Source organism: Pseudomonas sp. CNPSo 3701 (assembly GCF_028674975.1).
In the GTDB taxonomy this organism is placed as follows: domain Bacteria; phylum Pseudomonadota; class Gammaproteobacteria; order Pseudomonadales; family Pseudomonadaceae; genus Aquipseudomonas; species Aquipseudomonas straminea.
The window spans coordinates 215,948-233,818 of the sequence record NZ_JAQZSI010000008.1; the positions used below are offsets into that span (position 1 = coordinate 215,948).

Below are 17,871 nucleotides of genomic sequence, written 5' to 3' on the forward strand. Positions count from 1 at the left end.
AAGCGCGATGCTCATTGCGCTTGCGGCTGCAGTTTTACACCTGCCGGTAAATCACCGAGCCCTCCTCCTTGAAACGCTCGGCCTGCTCCTTGAAGCCCGCCTCCACCGCCTTGCTCTCGTCCGACAGACCGTTCTCCCGGGCGTACTCGCGTACTTCCTGAGTGATCTTCATCGAACAGAACTTCGGCCCGCACATGGAGCAGAAGTGGGCGACCTTGGCCGACTCCTTGGGCAGCGTCTCGTCGTGATAGGCGCGTGCGGTGTCCGGGTCCAGGCCGAGGTTGAACTGGTCTTCCCAGCGGAACTCGAAACGCGCCTTGCTCAGCGCGTTGTCGCGAATTTGCGCCCCAGGGTGCCCTTTGGCCAGGTCGGCAGCGTGGGCGGCGATCTTGTAGGTGATGATGCCGGTCTTGACGTCATCCTTGTTCGGCAGGCCCAGGTGTTCCTTCGGGGTCACGTAGCAGAGCATGGCGCAGCCGAACCAGCCGATCATCGCCGCGCCGATGCCCGAGGTGATGTGGTCGTAGCCCGGCGCGATATCCGTGGTCAGCGGGCCTAAGGTGTAGAACGGCGCCTCGTCGCAGCACTCGAGCTGCTTGTCCATGTTCTCCTTGATCAGCTGCATCGGCACGTGGCCGGGGCCTTCGATCATGCACTGCACGTCGTGCTTCCAGGCGATCTTGGTCAGCTCGCCAAGGGTCTCCAGCTCGCCGAACTGGGCGGCGTCGTTGGCGTCGGCAATCGAGCCGGGGCGCAGGCCGTCACCCAGCGAGAAGCTGACGTCGTAGGCCTTCATGATTTCGCAGATTTCCTCGAAGTGGGTGTAGAGGAAATTCTCCTTGTGGTGCGCCAGGCACCACTTGGCCATGATCGAGCCGCCGCGGCTGACGATGCCGGTAACCCGCTTGGCGGTCAGCGGTACATAGCGCAGCAGCACGCCGGCGTGAATGGTGAAGTAGTCCACGCCCTGCTCGGCCTGCTCGATCAGGGTGTCGCGGAACAGCTCCCAGGTCAGGTCCTCGGCCACGCCGTTGACCTTCTCCAGCGCCTGGTATATCGGCACCGTGCCGATCGGCACCGGCGAGTTACGGATGATCCACTCGCGGGTTTCGTGGATATGCTTGCCGGTGGAGAGGTCCATCACCGTGTCCGAGCCCCAGCGGATGCCCCAGGTCAGCTTGGCGACTTCCTCCTCAATGGAAGAGCCCAGCGCCGAGTTGCCGATATTGCCGTTGATCTTCACCAGGAAGTTACGGCCGATGATCATCGGCTCCAGCTCGGTGTGGTTGATGTTGGCCGGGATGATGGCGCGACCGCGAGCCACTTCATCACGGACGAACTCGGGGGTGATTTCCTTGGGAATGCTGGCGCCGAAGCTGTTGCCGCCATGCTGCTCGTTCAGCAAACCGGCTGCGCGGTGCTCGGCGAGCTTCATGTTCTCGCGGATGGCGATGTATTCCATCTCCGGGGTAATGATGCCCTGGCGCGCGTAGTGCATCTGGCTGACGTTCTTGCCGGGCTTGGCGCGGCGCGGGTTGCGCACATGGGCGAAGCGCATCTTGGTCAGCTCTTCATCGGCCAGGCGGCGCTGGCCGAACTCCGAGGACAGGCCATCCAGGCGCTCGGTGTCGCCACGATCCTCGATCCAGGCGCTGCGCACATCGGCCAGGCCCTTGCGCACGTCGATGGTCACGCTGGGGTCAGTATAGGGGCCGGAGGTGTCGTAGACGGTGACCGGGGCGTTAATCTCGCCGCCGAAGTCGGTCGGCGTGACGTCCAGGCTGATCTCGCGCATCGGTACGCGAATATCCGGGCGACTGCCCTGCACGTAGATCTTCTGGGAACGGGGGAAAGGCTGGATCGACTGCTGGTCGACCTTGGCCGACTCACTGAGGTTCTGCTGTTGTTGTTTGACGCTCATCGGTTGGCTCCTCGGCTGGATGTCGGGGAGAACCTGACGGGCACGCGCGATGAGCCAACGCCGGGCCCGAGCTGCTTGAACATGCGGAGATCGTGACGAGCGCCGGCATGATCAAACAGCCAGGGCGCGGGCACACCACGAGTGCGGTGTGGGGGAATCCATCCAGCGGGTGCCGGAGCGGATACCTCTTGTTCCCTACGCAGGCCTTAACCTGATCAGGTTCAACGGGATCCGGAACTCTCCAATCTCAGCCTCCGATTCGAGGCACCCCGACAAGAACCCGACCAGTCTACTAACAGCCGCGGGTAGCGGCAATCGCCAGCAGACCCGCTGGTCGCATTGCGGTCACTGGCGCCGCGCCTTGACCACCCCGGTGGCCGGGCTTAGTCTCGCCTGCTACTGCCCCTCTAGGATCCACCGACATGCTGCGCAGACTCTCCCTGGCCGTTGCCGTGACCGCCACATCAACCGCCACGGCCTGGGCAGACCCCGCACCGCCCTCGGTGCGTACCGACCTGATGTCGGTGTATCAGGAAGCCGCCACCAACAACGCCGACCTGGCCGCCGCTCGCGCCGATTACCTGGCGCGCCGCGAGGGCGTGCCCCAGGCCCGCGCCGGCCTGCTACCCAACCTCAGCGCCGGCGCCCAGGTCAGCGACACCCGCACGGCCCTGGAACAACCCGCTGCCACCCAGTCGCGCAGCGCCACGGTGTACCAGGCCAACCTCAGCCAGCCGCTGTTCCGTGCCGATCGCTGGTTCCAGCTGCAGGCCGCCGAGGCGGTGAGCGAGCAGGCGGCGCTCGAGTTGTCGGCCAACGAGCAGAACCTGATCCTGCAAAGCGCCGAAGCCTACTTCTCGGTGCTGCGCGCCCAGGACAACCTGGCCTCGACCAAGGCCGAAGAAGCCGCCTTCAACCGCCAGCTCGACCAGGCCAACGAGCGCTTCGATGTCGGCCTCTCGGACAAGACCGACGTGCTGCAGGCCCAGGCCGGCTTCGACAGCGCGCGAGCCAACCGCATCGCTGCCCAACGCCAGGTCGAGGACGCCTTCCAGGCACTGGTCACCCTGACCAACCGCGAATATCACAGCATCGAAGGCATTCAGCATAGCCTGCCGATCCTCACCCCGATGCCCAATGACGCCACCGCCTGGGTCAATACAGCGGCGGCGCAGAACCTCAATCTGCAGGCCAGCAACTTCGCGGTGGATGCCGCCGAACAGAGCCTGCGCCAGCGCAAGGCCGGCCACGCGCCGACCCTGGATGCGGTGGCCAGCTACAAGCGCGGAGACAACGACGGTTTCGGCCTGAGCAACCCCAACTACACCGGGCAAAACTACGGCAGCGACGTGTCGCAGCGCACCATTGGCCTGGAGCTGAACATCCCGCTGTACAGCGGCGGCCTGACCAGCTCCCAGGCACGCGAGGCCTATCAGCGCCTGAGCCAGTCCGAGCAGCGCCGCGAAGGCATGCGCCGTGAGGTGGTGCAGAACACCCGCAATCTATTCCGCGCCGTGAGCACCGACGTGGAAACCGTACAGGCGCGCCGCCAGTCAATCATCTCCAACCAGAGTGCGCTGGAAGCCACGGAGATCGGCTATCAGGTCGGCACGCGCAATATCGTCGACGTGCTCGACGCTCAGCGCCAGCTGTACAGCGCGGTGCGCAATTACAACGACGCGCGCTACGACTACATCCTCAACAACCTGCGCCTCAAGCAGGCCGCCGGCACCCTCAGCCCCGCCGACCTGCAAGCGTTGGGCGCCTACCTCAAACCGGACTACAACCCGGACCGCGACTTCCTGCCAGCGGATCTGGCCAAGGCTGGGGAAGCGAAGCTGCAGGGCGAGTAAGCACGTGGGCGATCTGGAGGATTAATACAAAGGCAATTGTTAAGCAGCCAATTGTGGGAGCGCGCCATGCGCGCGAATTCGCGGGCATGGACTAGGCGCCCCCTCCCGCTCCCACAATGAATCGCGACTGTCCAAGCCCGTAGCGTTGCGGCCACATCAAGGCCAATTGCAGTCCGTAGGATGGGTGAAACCCATCAATTTCCATGGGTTTCATCCATCCTACAACCGGCCGTAACAGTCCCTTTGCCCGCTAAAAACCTACCTAGAAGGTGACGAGCAGGTTCTAAACGAACAACCTTGCCAACCCATCCAGCAGTCGCTTCAGCGCGCCCTGATTGGCCTTGAGCACCGCCAGGCCGGCATCGCGCATCTCAGCTGCTCGCGCGGGGTCACTCAGCAGCATTGCGACCTGATCGCCAAGCGCCTGGGCATCCGCCACTTCGCAGAGCGCGCCGTGCTCCAGCAGCTGGGCGGTGATTTCCAGGAAGTTGAAGCGATGTGGCCCCATGATCACCGGCAAGCCCAGCGCTGCCGGCTCCAGCGGGTTGTGGCCGCCGGTCTCGACCAGGCTGCCGCCGACAAAGGCGATATCGGCCAGGGCGTAGAGAAACATCAGCTCGCCCATGCTGTCGCCAAGCAGCACCTGCACCTCGGGACCGACCGCTTCGCCCGAAGAGCGACGCACGGAGGTCAGCCCCGCTTCACGCAGTTGCGTCGCGGCCGTATCGAAACGCTCCAGATGGCGCGGCACCAGAATCAGCAAGGCATCCGGCTGGCTGGCGAGCAATCGCCGGTGCGCCTGAATCACCAGCGCATCCTCGCCCTCGCGGGTGCTCGCAGCGATCCACACCGGCCGCTGACGCGCCTGCCATTGCTCGCGCAGCGCGCTGGCGCGGGCGCTCACCTCGGCGTCCACCTGTTGGTCGAACTTGATGGAGCCGGTCACCTCGACGGCTTCGGGTCGCGCACCAAGGGCGATAAAGCGCTCGGCTTCGACCTGCGTCTGCACTGCGAGCAGGTTCAGCTCGGCGAGCATCGGCGCGGTGAGTTTGGCGAAACGCCCATAACCCCTGGCCGAGCGCGCGGACAAGCGACCATTGGCCAGCGCCACCGCAATGCCGCGGCGGGCGCACTGGTGGATGTAGTTGGGCCACAGCTCGGTCTCCATGATCACTGCGAGCTTCGGTCGCGCCTGCTTGAGAAAGCGCGCCGCAGCCCAAGGCAGGTCATAGGGCAGATAACAATGCTGCACCCGGCCGGCGAATTGCGCCTCGGGAAACAGCGCACGGATGCGCTCGGAGCCGGTGGGCGTCATGCAGGTCAGGGTGATCGGCAGATCCGGGTAGCGCGCCAGCAGCTCGCGCACCAGCGGCGCCGCGGCGATGCTCTCGCCCACCGACACGGCATGCACCCAGATGCCACCGGGCCGCAGTGGCGGCAGCAGGGCGAAGCGTTCGCCGATACGCTTGGCATAGGCCGGCGCACGCCAAGCGCGCCAGGCCAGCCGCAGGCCGATCAGCGGCAGACAGAAGTGAAACAGCAGACTATAGAGATGTCGGTTCATGGCGGCGAAGCTTAGGGATGCCGGCTGAGCAGCACAAGTCGCGCCATGGGCCGGCGCTCATGCCTTGAGCACCCGCAAACGCTCGGTCAGCGCCGTTGCCAGCCACTGGGCGGCCGGACCCAGCGCCTCGTCACGGCGAAAGACCATTTCCAGCGGCAGGGGTGGCGCGATCCAGTCGCTGCTCAGCTCTACCAAGTGGTCCCGATAGGTCGGGTACTGGGCCACATGTCGCGGCAGACAAGCCCAGCCCAAGTTGCGCATCAGCAGCTCGGCCATCGAATAGAAGCTGTCCGCATGCCAGGCTGATGGGCTGATCCGTTCGTTGCCCGGGTATTGGGTGTCTTGCAGGGTGATCAACAGCTGGCGGTGGCGCGCCAGCTCCCGCCGCCCGACCGCACCGGCCTGCGCCAGCGAATGACCGGCGCCGCAGACCATGACCATTTCCACCATGCCCAAGCGCCGGCGCTCCAGCTCTGCCGGCATGCCTTCGTGGTGGAACAGCAGGCCAAGATCGGCACGCCGCTCGATGAGCCGGCGCGCCACCACGCCCTGCCCGCCACTGGTCATCTGCACTTCTACACCGGGAAAAGCCCGCGCCAGGCCCTCCAGGCTGTCGAGTACGGGCGGCAGCGGCAGGGCTTCATCCTGGGCGAGTCGCAGGCAGGCCTCTTCGCCCTGGGCCAGGCCGAGCGCCCGCCCCTCCAGCCACTCGCACTGGCGCAGCAACTCGCGGGCTTCCTCGAGCAGCGCCTGCCCCGCGTCCGTTAGGCGGGGCTGACGGCCGCTGCTACGCTCGAACAGGCGCACACCGAGATCGTCTTCCAGCGTCGCCACTGCTGTGCTAACCGCAGACTGCACACGGCCCATCCGGCGCGCCACCGCCGAAAACGAATGCCCTTCGGCAACGGCAACGAAAACTTCCAGCTGCTCAAGACTCCAGCGCACAACCTATCTCCCATATAGATAGGTAATGAGTTTACCTAACAGCATGCAGCGGTAAAATCGACAGCCTGTTAAGAGGAGTGCTGCCGATGAATGGTTATCTCTATCTCGCTCTGGCGATTGCCGCCGAAGTCGTCGCCACCACCTCCATGAAGGCCGTGGATGGTCTCAACAAGCCCCTGCCGCTGCTGCTTGTGATCGCCGGTTACAGCATCGCCTTCTGGATGCTGATCTTGGTGGTCCGCACCATTCCGGTGGGCATCGCCTACGCCATCTGGGCCGGCCTGGGGATCGTGCTGGTCAGCATCGCGGCGATGTTCGTCTACGACCAGAAACCGGATCTTCCGGCCGTGCTGGGCATGGGCCTGATCGTCAGCGGCGTGGTGGTGATCCAGCTGTTCTCCCGCGTCACCGGCCACTGAGCGTTATACTGGGCGCCGGTTTTTCTGAGAGGCGCCCGCATGTCCCAAACTCTGAGCACAGACGTCCTGATCGTCGGCGGCGGCGTCGCCGGCCTGTGGCTGAACGCGCGGCTGCGCGCCAAGGGCTACGCCACCTTGCTGGTGGAGCGCGAAAGCCTGGGCGGCGGTCAGAGCGTCAAGTCCCAGGGCATCATCCATGGCGGCGCCAAGTACGCCCTGCACGGTGCTTTGACGGGTGCCTCCGAGGCCATCGCGGATATGCCGCGGCGCTGGCGCGAGGCGCTGGACGGCGCCGGCGAACTGGACCTTTCCGGCGTGCGTCTGCTCTCCGATGCCCATTACCTGTGGTCGCCGGGCACCCTGGCCGGCAACCTGACCAGTTTCTTCGCCAGCAAGGCGGTGCGCGGCCGCGTCGACCAGGTCAAGGGCGAGCAGCTACCGCCGGCGCTGCAGCATCCGAAATTCAAGGGCAAGGTCTATCGCCTGGCCGAACTGGTGGTCGACGTACCGAGCCTGATCGCCCGTCTGGCCGAACTGGCCGGCGATAGCCTGCTGGCCGCCGATGCCATCGAGCCGCTACACGAGAATGGCCGATTGGTCGGCCTGCGTGTTGACGGTCGCGAGATCCGTGCCCAGCGCATCGTGCTCAGCGCCGGCCGTGGCAATGCCGATCTGCTGGCCAGCCTCGACGTTCCTCAGCCAGCCCAGCAGCTACGCCCGCTGCACATGGTGATGGTCAAGGGCTCGAGCCTCAAACCGCTGTACGCCCACTGCCTGGGCGGCGGGCCGAAGCCGCGTGTCACCGTAACCAGCCACCCGAGCGCTGATGGCGAGTGGGTCTGGTATCTGGGTGGCGACCTCGCCGAAGCCGACGGCGTGGCCCGCGACGAAGCCGCGCAGATCGAAGCAGCGCGCAAGGAGCTCAGTCAGTTGCTGCCGTGGATCGACTTGTCCACAGCCCAGTGGGCGACCCTGCGCGTCGAGCGCGCGGAACCGGCACAAAGCGGCCTGGTGCGTCCCGACAATGCCTTCCTAAGCGACCAAGGCGCCCTGTTGGTCGGCTGGCCGACCAAGCTGGCCCTGGCACCGGACTTCGCCGATCGCGTGCTGAGCCATCTCGAACGCGACGGCATTCGCCCGGCTGCTCACCCTGCCCTGCCCGAACTGCCGCGCCCGGTGATCGGTCGCACCGCGTGGGAGGCGGCGTTCTGATGCGCGACCTGCACAGCCTCCACCGCCCGCTGGGCTCCACCGGCCTGAGCGTTTCCCCCCTTGGCCTGGGCACCGTCAAGCTGGGCCGCGACCAAGGCGTCAAATACCCCAACGGCTTCACCATTCCCGATGACCAGCAGGCCCTTCAGCTGCTCGGCCTGGCCCGCGAGCTGGGCATCAACCTGCTCGATACCGCGCCAGCCTATGGCACCAGCGAACAGCGCCTCGGCCCACTGCTGCGTGGCCAGCGCCATGACTGGGTGATCGTCAGCAAGGTCGGCGAGGAGTTCGACAACGGCCTGTCACATTTCGATTTTTCCGCCGCCCACACCCGGCGCTCAGTGGAACGCAGCCTGAAACGTCTGGAAACGGACTATATCGACCTGGTGCTGGTGCACTCCAACGGCGACGACCTGGCAATCCTGCAGCACGAAGCGGTCTACGACACCCTGGCCGAACTCAAGCAGGCCGGGCTGATTCGCGGCTTCGGTTTCTCCGGCAAGACGGTCGAGGGCGGCCTGCTGGCCCTGGAGCGCGGCGACTGCGCCATGGTCACCTACAACCTCGGCGAGCAGCAGGAGCGCCCGGTATTGGACTATGCTGCCAGTCACGCCAAAGGCGTGCTGATCAAGAAAGCCTTGGCCAGCGGCCATGTCTGCCTGGACAGCGGCGTCGACCCGGTACGCGCCAGCTTCGAGCTGATCTTCGGGCACCCCGGAGTCGCTAGCGCCATCGTCGGCACCATCAACCCGCTGCACCTGGCCCACAACGTGGCCGTGGCAGCCGAGGTTATTGTAGGCACTAAAAGTGGTAACAGAGGATCAGCAGAGTGATGGACAGGCGTTCCGATTACGCCTTTTGACGCCGCCCAGGCGGCCGACCCCGACGCAAGAAGGAGCCGACATGCCGCGCATCATTTCCCGCAAGGACCCCGCCACCTTCAAGACCCTGCCGTTGTACGTCGAGGCCACGCCCGACGGCATCGCCTACCAGAGCCTCGGCCGCCCGCTAAATTTCAGCGAAATGCTCGAACGCCGCAAACCGGTCGAACTGCCCGACAGCCAGCGCTTCGCGGTGGAGCTGGCCAACCTGGGCGTCTCGGTACGCCTGACGCTGCACTGGCAAGGCCGCGACTACTGGCTGCTGGTGCGCCAGCGCCGCCATGACCGCGGCGATGTGGTGCTCAAGCTGATCTCCGGTTACGTGCCCGCCCATGAACTCAACCTGCCGCTGTTGACTGCCCTGCAGGAAGTGGCCGAAGAGTGCCTGCTGGAAACCAGCGAAGGCTGGCTCTACGGCCGCTTCGGCGACACCTGGCTGCCGGCGCCTTACGAGGGCGCGCTCAAGTACCGTGACAACGTCCACTTCCGGCTAAGCCCGCTGTCCGGCGCCGCCCGCCCGGTGCAATGCGGCAACCTGACCCTGCTGGAGCGCCCGCGGGCCTACGTGCATGTGCCCACCGCCTCCCTGCAGCTGGTCTACGACCTGCGCCTGGACCTGCCTAAAGAGGCGAAGCAACCCAGCCTGCTGCACGTCGACGAGCACCTGGAGAATGGCAAACTGATTGCCCGCTTGGATCACGCCCGCCCCGATCTGTACTTGATTCCCCTGGAGCAGGGTCGCCCCACCGCCGAGTTGTTGACCCTGCGCCAAGGCCAACTGGTGCCTGCCAATACCCGTGGACTGTGGCTGGCGGAAAGCTTCGCCGCCCAGGACGGCTGGCTGGTTCGCGATGAACGCATCCGCTGGAAGGATTGGCTGACGCTGCAGAACCTGACGCCGAAGCCCGGCAAGCCCGAATTGTTCAGCGCGCGCCCCGAGGCTTCTTCAAAGGTTCGCCTGGATACCGCCGCGGCGTGCTGACCAGAAGCGCCACAAACCAAAACCCCGCCAAGTGGCGGGGTTTTGTTTGCGCGATCAGCGACTGCGGATCTTCTCGACGATGGCCGTGGTCGAGCTGTTCTCGACTAGCCCCAGCACGCGGACTTCGCCGCCGTAGGCCAGCACGATATCGGAACCGACCACCTGGTCGATGCCGTAATCACCGCCCTTGACCAGCACATCGGGCTGCACCTGCTTGAGCAGGCGCTCGGGCGTGTCCTCGCTGAAGCTCACCACCCAATCCACGGCGCCGAGCCCAGCCAGCACCGCCATGCGGCGATCCACGGCGTTGATCGGCCGGCCGGGCCCTTTGAGGCGGCTCACCGAGGCATCGTCATTGATCGCCACGATCAAGCGATCGCCCTGCGCCCGCGCCTGCTCGAGGTAGGTCACGTGGCCGGCATGCAGGATGTCGAAGCAGCCATTGGTGAAGACGATCTTCTCGCCATGGGCGCGAGCATCCTCGGTGGCCAGCAGCAACTGCTCCAGGCTCAGCACACCGCGCTCGGAGCCCTCTTCACGCTGCACGGCACGGCGCAGTTCAGGCGTGCTGATCGCCGCGGTGCCCAGCTTGCCCACCACGATACCGGCGGCCAGGTTGGCCAGGGCTACGGCCTGGGGTAACTCCTCACCTGCCGCTATAGAGGCGGCCAGGGTGGAAATCACCGTATCGCCTGCACCAGTCACATCGAACACCTCGCGCGCCCGCGCCGGCAGGTGCAGCGGCGCATGATCGGGCCGCAGCAGCGTCATGCCGTGCTCGCCACGGGTAACCAGCAAGGCGCCCAGGTCGAGTTCACGCATCAGGCGCGCGCCACGGCTGACCAGCTCGGCTTCATCCTCACAGCGGCCGACGATCAACTCGAACTCACTGAGGTTCGGGGTGATCAGGCTGGCGCCGCGGTAAATGGAGAAATCCTTGCCTTTCGGGTCGGCCAGCACCGGAATGCCACGCTTACGCGCCGCCTTGATCAAGGCCTGATGATTCTGCAGCGCACCCTTGCCGTAATCGGACAACACCAGCACCTTGACCTGATCGAGCAACTGCTCGACCTGCCGCGCCAACGCCTCGGCATCGGTCTGGAATGGCTCTTCGAAATCCATGCGCAACAGCTGCTGATGACGGCTCATGACCCGCAGCTTGACGATGGTCGGCTGGTTTTCGATGCGCTGGAAGTGAGTGGCAACGCCTGCGCCACGCAGGCTGTCGGCCAGGCTCTCGGCGGCCTCGTCCTCACCGGTTACGCCCACCAGAACCGCTTTTGCGCCCAAGGCAGCGATATTCAGTGCGACGTTCGCGGCGCCACCTGGGCGATCTTCGATCTGGTCGACACGTACCACCGGGACCGGTGCTTCCGGCGAAATTCGCGATGTACCACCATGCCAGTAGCGATCGAGCATCACGTCGCCCACCACCAAAACGGCGGCTTTGTCATAGTGGGGCATGGTTAGTTTCATGGCAGCTCCAGAGGGGAGAGAAAACAGAGAAAATCATAGCATGGCAAATTTTGCGGTCGGACAGCGCTCAGCGCTCTCGAACCCAGAACAACTCGTGCAGACGCACCGCTTTGCGGAAGAATTCGTCCTCGCCGCTGGCCGGCCAGCGGCGCCCAGCGAGCACACGCTGTATGAGGCGTCGCAACCGTCTTTTGAGCGGCAGACGCCCCTGCAGGTCGTGCTGCAGGGCAAGCGCCATGGCCTTTTCCAGCTGCTGTTGGGCATCCAGCGTCGGGCTCCACAGCCGGTCAGCCGGTAGCGCCGTGATGGCCGGAGGTAGCGCAATGCCGTTGCCCGCCGGGCCCATTGGCCAGCGATCGTTGTCATGCAGGTGGTTGGCATAGAGCAGCAAGGTTTTCGGCTGCCAGGCACTTAGGGCAAAAGCCTCAAGCAGCGCTCTGGTGCTCGCCACATGGTCATGGTGCGGGTCCAACTCCGGGTGCGGCGTCAACACCACCTCCGGTCGGTAGTGATCGATAAGAGCAGCCAGATCCGCGACCAGATTGCGCCAGGTCGGCAGACCATCCTCATCAGCAGGCAGGCGCAACGGATTGTACTGGCGGGCAGTGCGAATATCGGCCTCGCCGGACTCGCGGGAGCCAAAGGGCGTTTCTGGCTGCTCAGCCATAGCCGGTAACTGCAGGCAGTAATAACCCAGTTGCACGCATTGTTCCTGGCGCACGCCCCCCCATAACGGCGCCGCGATGCTGTCCCAGGTACGCAAGCGTCCTTTCAGGCGCGCAGCAGCGGCCTTGTCCAAGCCAAGTCGCTCATAGGCTTCGGCTTCGATTTCACCTTGAGTCAGGGTGGCGATGGCGACGTCAGAAGCCCGGCTATACAGTCCAAAGGCAGCCAGCTCGGCATCGTCGGCATGGGGGGCGACGATCATCAGGCGCTGCTTGGCGAAGTCTGGACTGCGCATGGCATGCAGGCGCAGCTCACCGACCACGCGGCACCAGCGGCTGGCGATGCTCAGCCCATTAGCTTGCTGCCCAGACAGATTGAGATAGCGTCGCCCCGACACGCCGCGCTCGAAATCCTGGCGATCATCGCCGAGTAGCACATAGGGATCGAGCCAGCGTCCCAACCGGGTTGCCTTCAGCTGCAGCTCGAGAATCAGCGTTTCGTAGCGCTCGAGATTTTCATCGACGCGAAGCGAGCCCTGCTCGAGCCTGGCCGGGACACTCAAACAATCGCCTGGAAACTCGTGCTGATAGTCGTCGCGGGGCGAATAGAAAAGATGGTCCGCGAACCAGGCTTCATGGGCAACCCATCCCCCAACCAGCAGGAGCAGCGGCACCCACCACGCCAGCAATATGCCAGTTACCAGCAGCACCGCTAGCGCAACGGCAAGTACTACCCGCTTGTTGCGCCGATGGCGCTTGAGCAATTGCTGCTTGCGTCCTGTCATTGATTCAAACCTGATAGACCGGCACGCGGTTGCACCAGCGATCTTTGTACTCGCGATCAGCGCGGCCGAACGAATAGCGCAGCGGCTTGCCCTGAGCACGGGCCTGCTCCCACTCACTTTGCGTGTTGACGAAGCTCAACACGCTACCTGGGCTGAAATCGCGCTGCTGTGGATCCACACCGCCATTGATGTATTCGAGGCTGACCCATTGTGGGGCCTGGACACGATAGAGAATCTGGATCGCCACCGGCTGGTCAGCCAGATAGATCAGCGAGCCGGTCATGAAGTCGCGCATCAGCGCGAATACTTCAGCCAGATTCTCCTTGCCGGTGGCTTCGAAGCCCCAGCGCCGCTGGAACAGATCCGCGTATATGCGCGCCTGCTCTTGCGCAGTGAGCTCCAGCATGGGGCGAATCACGCCGCCAGCTTCTTCGAGAAGGCGCAGCTCACGACGCTGGTTGTAGCGAAATTTCTTGCTGTACTGCTCCGGCTCCCTGGCCAGCGCCAGGCCCTCGGGCTGCTCACGCAAGCCGACGAGCTGCCCGGCATTACATTCGGATACGTAACGCAGCTGGTGCCGCACCTGGACGCGCGCCGTCGGGGCAATCGGCAGAATCACCTCGGCATTGCCAAGGTCGAACAAGCCGCGCTTGCCCTGCTGCTTCAACACATCCTTGCTAAGAGCAAGATGCCGACCCCACGTCGGCATTGCTGCCCGCACCTCACCCTCGACGAAATGCCCGAGGTAACGCACAGGAATACCCGCCAAACCGCCCAGCCGTGCCACCACCTCGGGATGAGTGGCGACACTGCCCCCAAAGGTATTCCAGGCAGCTGCGTAGTCATCCGCCGAGATAGGCACCCAACCCCGTTCACGCCAAAAACGCACACGACTTAGCATCAGGCGTCCTGCTTGGAAGCAGCGGAGTCGTCATCGTCCTCGAACTGCTTGGCATGCAGTCGGGAGTAATAGCCGTTTTGCGCGAGCAGCTCAGCGTGGGAGCCACGCTCCACGATCTGCCCCTGATCCATCACCAGGATCAGATCGGCCTTCTCGATGGTGCTCAGACGGTGGGCGATCACCAGTGTCGTACGCCCTTGCATGACCTGATCCAGCGCAGCCTGAATATGCCGCTCGGATTCGGTATCCAGCGCTGACGTGGCCTCATCGAGAATCAGCACCGGCGCATCCTTGAGCAGCGCGCGGGCAATCGCCAGGCGCTGGCGCTGACCACCGGAGAGCAACACGCCGTTCTCACCGACCAGGGTATCGTAGCCCTGAGGCATCTTCTCGATGAACTCCGCGGCATACGCATCGCTTGCCGCTTGTTGCACGGCCTCCAGTGGCGCCCCGGCAAGATCGCCATAGGCAATGTTGTTGCGCACCGTATCGTTGAACAGAGTGACGTGCTGGGTTACCAGCGCGATATGACGGCGCAGGTTGCGCAGGGTGTACTCCTCTACATCCAGGCCATCGAGCAGGATCTGTCCTGTCTCATGGTGGTAGAAGCGCGGAATAAGATTGGCAAGAGTTGACTTCCCGCTTCCCGAGCGGCCGACCAGAGCGACCATCTGCCCAGGCTCGGCGACAAAGGAAATATGGTTCAGTACCGGCTTTTCAGAACCGGGATAAGTAAAGCTCAGATCTCGCACTTCAAGACGACCGCCGACGCGTTCGCGCTCCTGAGTACCGTTATCCACTTCAGGCTCTTCATCAAGTTGCTCGAATATGGTCTCGGCGCCGGCCAACCCTTTCTGGATGGTCGAACTGACCTCGGACAACTGGCGAATCGGTTTGGGCAGCAAACCAGCTAGGGTGATATAGGCCACCAGATCCCCAGCCGACGAATCACCGCGTAACCAGAGGACAAGAAACATCAACACGGCCATGGCACTGTAAATCACCAGTTGCAACGAAGGTGTATACACAGCACCGGTGCGCACCATTTTCAGCTGCTTGTTCTTGTTCTCCTCGCTGGCCTTGAAAAAACGCTCCTTCTCGTAATCCTCGCCGCCAAAGCTACGCACTACACGATAGCCATGGATGCTCTCGGACGTGACATGGGTGACGTCCCCCATGCTGGTCTGAATCTTCCGGCTTTGCTTGCGGAATTTCTTGCTGGTGCTACTCACCATAAGACCGATGATTGGCAGAATGGCCAACATCACCAAGGTCAACTTCCAGTTCATCCACAGCAGGGTGATAAACAGAAAAATTACCGTCATGCCTTCCCGTACCACCACCTTGATCGAGTCGGTGGCAGCGCCGGTAACCATTGTTACGTTGTACGTGATGCGCGAAATCAGGTGGCCAGAGTTGTGGTTGTCGAAATAGCGGTTGGGCAACATCAACAGGTTGTTGAAAAGTGCAATACGCAGATCCTGCACCAACCCCATGGAAACCTTAGCTATGTAGTAATTGCCAAGGAAGGAGCCAAGCCCCTGCCACAAGGCGATCAGTATGATCAGCAGCGGTACGGCCTGCAGCAGCTTGAGGTGGGCCAGCCACGGCGCATGCTCCAAAAGCCAGGGAACACCTGCGAATAAACTGGCGTCAGGGTTCGACAGGCCATCGACAAAATACTTGAGGATGTAGCCTAGCATTGGCTGGGTGGAGGCAAAGATAAGGAAGCCAAAGAGGCTGATGGCAAAAAGCCCCCAGTAGGGGACCACGTAACGCAGCAGACGCAGATACACCTTCAGGCTGGATTGCTGGGTAGAATTGGCCATTCGGCATGTCCCACAACTGGCTAGAGAAAACGATGCGGATTGTAACAGCGAACGAGCTACAGCACTGGCTTAACACAGGGCAGATCGTGGAGAAGGACTCCCGCGGCCCGAAAGTCGTTCGCCTTCAAGATGGGCGGTTTCTTAAGATCTTTCGTAGCAAAAGACCGTGGCTAGCACGCTGGCGCCCCGAAGCAAAGCGATTTGCCCACAACGCCCAAGCGCTGGGAAGCTTGGGCATCGCCACTCCCGAAAAGATTGAAAGCGTTTGGCTTGAACCAGACAAAGGGGTTAGCGCCTGCTTGTATTATCCTCTGAACGGCACTCCACTGGAGAGCTTGTTCAAGCAACAACGACCACTCTTCGACGCGCTTCTAGCGGATTTCTCTGCCTACATATACCACCTGCATCAGAACGGCATATATTTTCGGTCACTGCATTTGGGCAATGTATTACTACTGCCTGCAGGAGGCTTTGGGCTCATCGACTTTCTAGACCTGCGCATTAAGCGAAGTCCACTAAGTCAGAGCCTGGTACGACGTAATTTTGCTCACCTGCAAGGCTATTTGAAAAGGCGAAACGTAGAGGGTTTTCCCTGGGAAGAACTCATACGCGATTACGAATTAACCAATAAGCCGTCCAACTGATCGATACCTATTTTAGGAATCAAATCGGCAGGCAGTCGGCTATTGGGCGACAGATTGTAGACAGCGAAGTGCTCTCCCACTACACGTCTTGCCATCAGCTGGAAACACGGCAGGATGTAGTCAAAATAGTCACCATCCAAACGGCTGGGCACCGCGTCGGCACCCTGCTCATAAAAACGACCAAGACTCGAATCAAGATCCACGCCTACCAAGAACACCCGACTGAACCCCAAGTGGTACGCCAGCTGGATGCCTGCATAAGGAATTGTTCGACCACTGAAGTATCCCTTGGCAAGATTACGGCAGAAACCAATGCGATTGGGTTTCTGCCGTAGCAGGGAGAAATGACATTCCATGTCCGAATCTTGACGCGCGCGCCAAGCAAAGCATCTATCACTCAAAGCGGGCTTATTTTCCCCGGGGCGATTCACACGCTCAAATCGGTAGATGTCCACGTCATCAAGCGCACGCTCTTGCAGCCTCAACAGGTTATCGATGACCCCAGGGCTCAGTGCTAAGTTCTGAGAAATCTCGACAGCCCGTAACAGCAACGGCAATCGATTACGTACGAAGCTGCCATCATCACACATATAAAAGAAAGGCGAGATACCCGCCTCATCAAACAAACGGACAGATCCATTCAAAGCCAGCATAGGAATATGCGAATACTGCATCAACGGAAACTCGCGAGCAGAGGGCCCACTTGCAATAATAAAAACATCCCCTCTTTGGGAATTTTGCACATTCGCGATATCTAAAGAATTCAAAAAACCTCCTTATCAAGAACCGTCAACCCGCCAAGACAAAAGCAATCAACCACTGTACCCATGATTGCGCATCAGTGTCTCTAGCATGTGCTCAGGTGAATACTCATAGATCAACGATGATGCAACAGGCTCAACCGTCGACGCGAGAAAGCGCTTGAGCTCTTCCACATCAGGTAAATGACAGTCATCAAGGATATAAAAATTACATGGATTATAAAAAGACAGCTCACGCACCGAGCTATTAGTCGTTATCAGTTTCTTTCCAAAGTAGGCTGCCTCCAGCGCACGCAGGGTAACGCCTGCCTGCCCTGACTGATTAACCTCAACAATGACGTCGGCACCAGCGCTAGCCAAAACGTAATCCCGGTAATCGACCAACTCCGTAACATGGTACTTTGTCTTACCAGAAAACTGCTTATCAACCAGAATTCTAAAATCCACCTCACAGCCGCACTCCACTAACGTCTCAGCCAAACGTATTAAGGCTTGGCCTCTTCCCTTATCCCTCCCTATGAACAATGCTTTTGTAGTGGTCCATTCATATGAGGACGCAACAGCTTTGGCATGGGCAAACCCCATAGGAAAGAATTGATGAAGGTACTTTATGCCAAGGACTTCACACTGCTTACGATCAAAGCTGTACACCGCATCAAAAAGACCGGCCCACCTTATAATAAAATCGGAGTCAACCAAATCCCTTATCAGTAATAGCTTCACACCGGGAAACGCTCCGACTATAGGCGCGTTGAACTTTCGATGTATCTCTCCCTCGTTGCATATCAACAGATCATTCGCAGAAAATCCCGACCGCCATACATAAAACAACGCGAGTCGTGACTGCCATCGCCCCCCCAGAAAACGGCCAACCAACCTGTTGAGACGGTTCCAAAACTTGGACTGCTCGAGATAAACGACATCATAGCTCTCTGCAAGGTGATCAATAAAAAGCTTTTCGTATTGGGCCTTCCAGCCGAGAAAGTAAACCGTCATAGGCAGCTCAGCATCAACTGAAAAGCAAAAATCATCA

The 17,871-nt window shown here is 61.7% G+C and carries 15 protein-coding genes and 1 riboswitch; of the genes, 6 read left to right on the plus strand and 9 right to left on the minus strand.

Translation table 11 applies throughout. From position 1 onward, the window contains the following. Window positions 1-34: 34 nt before the first annotated feature. A complete protein-coding gene (gene thiC, locus PVA39_RS21020) occupies window positions 35-1,921 on the minus strand; it encodes a phosphomethylpyrimidine synthase ThiC (protein ID WP_274125697.1) in 1,887 nt (628 codons plus the stop codon). Window positions 1,922-2,096: 175 nt separating this feature from the next. Continuing rightward, window positions 2,097-2,203: riboswitch (TPP riboswitch) on the minus strand. 140 nt (window positions 2,204-2,343) lie between these two features. On the opposite strand from thiC, the gene PVA39_RS21025 reads away from it, so the two are divergent. Then, window positions 2,344-3,774, plus strand: a complete 1,431-nt coding sequence (locus PVA39_RS21025; protein WP_274125698.1) for a TolC family outer membrane protein — start codon at window positions 2,344-2,346, stop codon at window positions 3,772-3,774. A 283-nt stretch (window positions 3,775-4,057) separates the two neighbouring features. On the opposite strand, the gene waaA is transcribed toward PVA39_RS21025, so the two are convergent. Both waaA and PVA39_RS21035 read right to left on the minus strand, forming a co-directional pair. After that, entirely contained in the window at window positions 4,058-5,338 is a 1,281-nt protein-coding gene (waaA, locus tag PVA39_RS21030; RefSeq protein WP_274125699.1) for a lipid IV(A) 3-deoxy-D-manno-octulosonic acid transferase, read from the minus strand. Between the two features lie 57 nt (window positions 5,339-5,395). Continuing rightward, window positions 5,396-6,283: a LysR family transcriptional regulator gene (locus PVA39_RS21035; RefSeq protein ID WP_274125700.1), complete on the minus strand. Its 888-nt coding sequence runs from the start codon at window positions 6,281-6,283 to the stop codon at window positions 5,396-5,398. 86 nt (window positions 6,284-6,369) lie between these two features. Between PVA39_RS21035 and PVA39_RS21040 the strand changes: the two genes are divergently transcribed. From PVA39_RS21040 to PVA39_RS21055, 4 genes are all read left to right on the plus strand, one after another. Then, window positions 6,370-6,702 (plus strand): DMT family transporter, encoded by a 333-nt coding sequence (locus PVA39_RS21040; protein WP_013793240.1) that lies wholly within the window; start codon window positions 6,370-6,372, stop codon window positions 6,700-6,702. A gap of 39 nt (window positions 6,703-6,741) precedes the next feature. Further along, window positions 6,742-7,914: an NAD(P)/FAD-dependent oxidoreductase gene (locus PVA39_RS21045; RefSeq protein ID WP_093506334.1), complete on the plus strand. Its 1,173-nt coding sequence runs from the start codon at window positions 6,742-6,744 to the stop codon at window positions 7,912-7,914. After that, window positions 7,911-8,747, plus strand: coding sequence for an aldo/keto reductase (locus PVA39_RS21050; protein ID WP_274125814.1), 837 nt, complete (start codon window positions 7,911-7,913; stop codon window positions 8,745-8,747). The genes PVA39_RS21045 and PVA39_RS21050 overlap by 4 nt, the downstream gene beginning before the upstream one ends. Before the next feature lie 70 nt (window positions 8,748-8,817). Next, complete coding sequence (locus PVA39_RS21055; protein WP_274125701.1) at window positions 8,818-9,777, plus strand: metal ABC transporter ATPase; 960 nt, start codon at window positions 8,818-8,820, stop codon at window positions 9,775-9,777. Between the two features lie 54 nt (window positions 9,778-9,831). On the opposite strand, the gene hldE is transcribed toward PVA39_RS21055, so the two are convergent. From hldE to msbA, 4 genes are all read right to left on the minus strand, one after another. Next, complete coding sequence (gene hldE / locus PVA39_RS21060; RefSeq protein WP_013793244.1) at window positions 9,832-11,253, minus strand: bifunctional D-glycero-beta-D-manno-heptose-7-phosphate kinase/D-glycero-beta-D-manno-heptose 1-phosphate adenylyltransferase HldE; 1,422 nt, start codon at window positions 11,251-11,253, stop codon at window positions 9,832-9,834. 67 nt (window positions 11,254-11,320) lie between these two features. Then, the gene (locus PVA39_RS21065) at window positions 11,321-12,703 is read right to left on the minus strand and encodes a PIG-L deacetylase family protein (RefSeq protein ID WP_274125815.1); all 1,383 of its coding nucleotides are present in this window, start codon (window positions 12,701-12,703) and stop codon (window positions 11,321-11,323) included. A gap of 4 nt (window positions 12,704-12,707) precedes the next feature. Next, window positions 12,708-13,604: a GNAT family N-acetyltransferase gene (locus PVA39_RS21070; RefSeq protein WP_274125702.1), complete on the minus strand. Its 897-nt coding sequence runs from the start codon at window positions 13,602-13,604 to the stop codon at window positions 12,708-12,710. Beyond that, window positions 13,604-15,433, minus strand: a complete 1,830-nt coding sequence (gene msbA / locus PVA39_RS21075) for a lipid A export permease/ATP-binding protein MsbA (RefSeq protein WP_274125703.1) — start codon at window positions 15,431-15,433, stop codon at window positions 13,604-13,606. The genes PVA39_RS21070 and msbA overlap by 1 nt, the downstream gene beginning before the upstream one ends. A 5-nt stretch (window positions 15,434-15,438) precedes the next feature. Between msbA and PVA39_RS21080 the strand changes: the two genes are divergently transcribed. Then, window positions 15,439-16,077 (plus strand): toluene tolerance protein, encoded by a 639-nt coding sequence (locus PVA39_RS21080; RefSeq protein WP_274125704.1) that lies wholly within the window; start codon window positions 15,439-15,441, stop codon window positions 16,075-16,077. Here PVA39_RS21080 and PVA39_RS21085 read toward each other — a convergent pair. Both PVA39_RS21085 and PVA39_RS21090 read right to left on the minus strand, forming a co-directional pair. Continuing rightward, window positions 16,047-16,844: a lipopolysaccharide core biosynthesis protein gene (locus PVA39_RS21085; protein WP_274125705.1), complete on the minus strand. Its 798-nt coding sequence runs from the start codon at window positions 16,842-16,844 to the stop codon at window positions 16,047-16,049. The genes PVA39_RS21080 and PVA39_RS21085 overlap by 31 nt on opposite strands. 45 nt (window positions 16,845-16,889) lie before the next feature. Then, entirely contained in the window at window positions 16,890-17,834 is a 945-nt protein-coding gene (locus PVA39_RS21090) for a hypothetical protein (RefSeq protein ID WP_093506318.1), read from the minus strand. Between the last annotated feature and the right edge of the window lie 37 nt (window positions 17,835-17,871).

What these genes read in the sequence shown, in the direction of transcription:
- PVA39_RS21055 (WP_274125701.1), top strand. Translation starts at nt 8,818, where the DNA reads ATGCCGCGCATCATTTCCCGCAAGGACCCCGCCACCTTCAAGACCCTG.
- PVA39_RS21070 (WP_274125702.1), bottom strand. Translation starts at nt 13,604, where the DNA reads ATGCTAAGTCGTGTGCGTTTTTGGCGTGAACGGGGTTGGGTGCCTATC.
- hldE (WP_013793244.1), bottom strand. Translation starts at nt 11,253, where the DNA reads ATGAAACTAACCATGCCCCACTATGACAAAGCCGCCGTTTTGGTGGTG.
- PVA39_RS21080 (WP_274125704.1), top strand. Translation starts at nt 15,439, where the DNA reads ATGTCCCACAACTGGCTAGAGAAAACGATGCGGATTGTAACAGCGAAC.
- PVA39_RS21045 (WP_093506334.1), top strand. Translation starts at nt 6,742, where the DNA reads ATGTCCCAAACTCTGAGCACAGACGTCCTGATCGTCGGCGGCGGCGTC.
- PVA39_RS21065 (WP_274125815.1), bottom strand. Translation starts at nt 12,703, where the DNA reads ATGACAGGACGCAAGCAGCAATTGCTCAAGCGCCATCGGCGCAACAAG.
- msbA (WP_274125703.1), bottom strand. Translation starts at nt 15,433, where the DNA reads ATGGCCAATTCTACCCAGCAATCCAGCCTGAAGGTGTATCTGCGTCTG.
- PVA39_RS21025 (WP_274125698.1), top strand. Translation starts at nt 2,344, where the DNA reads ATGCTGCGCAGACTCTCCCTGGCCGTTGCCGTGACCGCCACATCAACC.
- thiC (WP_274125697.1), bottom strand. Translation starts at nt 1,921, where the DNA reads ATGAGCGTCAAACAACAACAGCAGAACCTCAGTGAGTCGGCCAAGGTC.
- PVA39_RS21040 (WP_013793240.1), top strand. Translation starts at nt 6,370, where the DNA reads ATGAATGGTTATCTCTATCTCGCTCTGGCGATTGCCGCCGAAGTCGTC.
- PVA39_RS21090 (WP_093506318.1), bottom strand. Translation starts at nt 17,834, where the DNA reads ATGACGGTTTACTTTCTCGGCTGGAAGGCCCAATACGAAAAGCTTTTT.
- waaA (WP_274125699.1), bottom strand. Translation starts at nt 5,338, where the DNA reads ATGAACCGACATCTCTATAGTCTGCTGTTTCACTTCTGTCTGCCGCTG.